Raw genomic sequence first — 585 nt, 5'->3', positions numbered from 1 at the left:
CGATTACGTACGACAATTGCCGGATACGCTTGAGACGTATCTTGCATTTCTCCTTGCGGAGAAATTGTCAGCATGATTCACATTGTTAAAGAGCAGACTGTTCAGAGAACAGTGGGAAGTCCAAGAACTTCCCACTGGTCACTGCAGATAAAGACTGGCTTGGCGTAGATGGTGGAGCCAAGCGGGATCGAACCGCTGACCTCCTGCGTGCAAGGCAGGCGCTCTCCCAGCTGAGCTATGGCCCCACTGATTCCGGCCTTCCCCTTAGGGTCGGTTCGGTGATTTTATTCAGCACAAGGCATTTCGTGGCGACGCATAGCTCGCTATGCGAGTCACGAAATAACGCAGGACTGGATAAAATTGGTGGGTCTGGGCAGATTTGAACTGCCGACCTCACCCTTATCAGGGGTGCGCTCTAACCAACTGAGCTACAGACCCGGCTAACCACTGGGTCGGCGACCCAAACAGTCTTTGCTCTGGCCGATCAGGTAATTCATTGTGAGCACTTGCCGCGAGGCGTGATACGTCGTTTAAGGAGGTGATCCAGCCGCAGGTTCCCCTACGGCTACCTTGTTACGACTTCAC

General features: G+C 53.5%; 2 tRNA genes and 1 rRNA gene. All 3 read right to left on the bottom strand.

Annotated elements, in window-relative coordinates:
* Window positions 1-169 precede the first annotated feature (169 nt).
* Window positions 170-245, bottom strand: a tRNA-Ala gene (locus tag HOP58_RS22785).
* A gap of 116 nt (window positions 246-361) precedes the next feature.
* Window positions 362-438: transfer RNA gene (locus HOP58_RS22780), tRNA-Ile, on the bottom strand.
* 93 nt (window positions 439-531) lie between these two features.
* A 16S ribosomal RNA gene (locus tag HOP58_RS22775) occupies window positions 532-585 on the bottom strand; the annotation flags it as partial.

It is taken from the genome of Halomonas sp. MCCC 1A11062 (assembly GCF_021404355.1).
GTDB classification, from domain to species: Bacteria; Pseudomonadota; Gammaproteobacteria; order Pseudomonadales; family Halomonadaceae; genus Halomonas; species Halomonas aerodenitrificans.
The sequence above is the reverse complement of the archived record's forward strand: the minus strand, read 5'-3'. Positions and strand labels throughout refer to the sequence as shown.